This is a genomic window from Mixta tenebrionis (genome assembly GCF_006517625.1).
Taxonomy (GTDB): Bacteria; Pseudomonadota; Gammaproteobacteria; order Enterobacterales; family Enterobacteriaceae; genus Mixta; species Mixta tenebrionis.
The window spans coordinates 1-855 of sequence record NZ_VHQI01000048.1; the positions used below are offsets into that span (position 1 = coordinate 1).

Annotated in this window: 2 protein-coding genes; both read right to left on the bottom strand. The window is 38.4% G+C overall.

The annotated features are described in order from the left end of the window. Positions 1–235: 235 nt before the first annotated feature. Positions 236–424 (bottom strand): bacteriocin immunity protein, encoded by a 189-nt coding sequence (locus FKM52_RS21455; RefSeq protein WP_141178112.1) that lies wholly within the window; start codon positions 422–424, stop codon positions 236–238. 11 nt (positions 425–435) lie between these two features. Next, positions 436–855, bottom strand: a 420-nt coding sequence (locus FKM52_RS21460; RefSeq protein WP_220446304.1) for an HNH endonuclease signature motif containing protein, incomplete at its 5' end; no start/stop codon positions are given.

Here is an 855-nt window from a genome sequence, read left to right on the forward strand (position 1 = left end):
ATAATGCCAAAAATTTCCCGTCACTCTTTGCTTGATTATTAATAAAATATTAACGAGCTTTTGGTCTTAATTTCTGAGTAAGTTGGTGCTGATAAATTAGTATCCTGCTAAAGGTTTTCTCAAAGATATTTTTATTTATTATTCTGCTTAATATCAGGCTGCCTGTTATGTATTGTTATCTATATGAACTTAATAAATAACGCCATACAAAGGTATGGCGTTATGGCGCTGTTGATTAACTGTCCTTAAATCCTGGCTTGCCGTTTTTAGCGCGCCACTCTTTTACTTCTTTAACGACACCTTCTGGCGAATNGTCAATTAATTTATCATCATCTGCTTCGGTTGCCCCATCAGCTCGGAAAATTTTCCTGACAAACTCCAGAAATTCAGCTTCAGTATAATCAGAAATAATTTTTTTGCTCATTTTAACTAACCTCATTTATGAATGTTAACATGATTTTTAGGCGTGGTTATGCCAAGGTTATCAATATCATAAACTGCTCCGCCATCCTCTATTGATTTTATATGATGAATTTCGAATCGTTTTCTTCCTCCCTTACGATCTTTTATATCTACTAATGGTGATTTGCTGTTTTTAACAAATGTTTTTCTCAGAATATCAAAATTCTTAGTTAAAACATCAACCCTACCCACCTCTCTCCAGACAGCCCTGCGGAAAGCATCAAAACTTGAATAGGTGCGACCACGTAGTTTATCTGCCACCTGGCTGGGGATGGGTACACCGGTTCCTTCACCCGCTTTAGATAACCAGTTTTCATCTGCGGGAGCGTCTTTTCCTGTTACGGTGCCGGGCATGTTTCGCGGACTGACAGTCATCACATACACCGGCTCCAC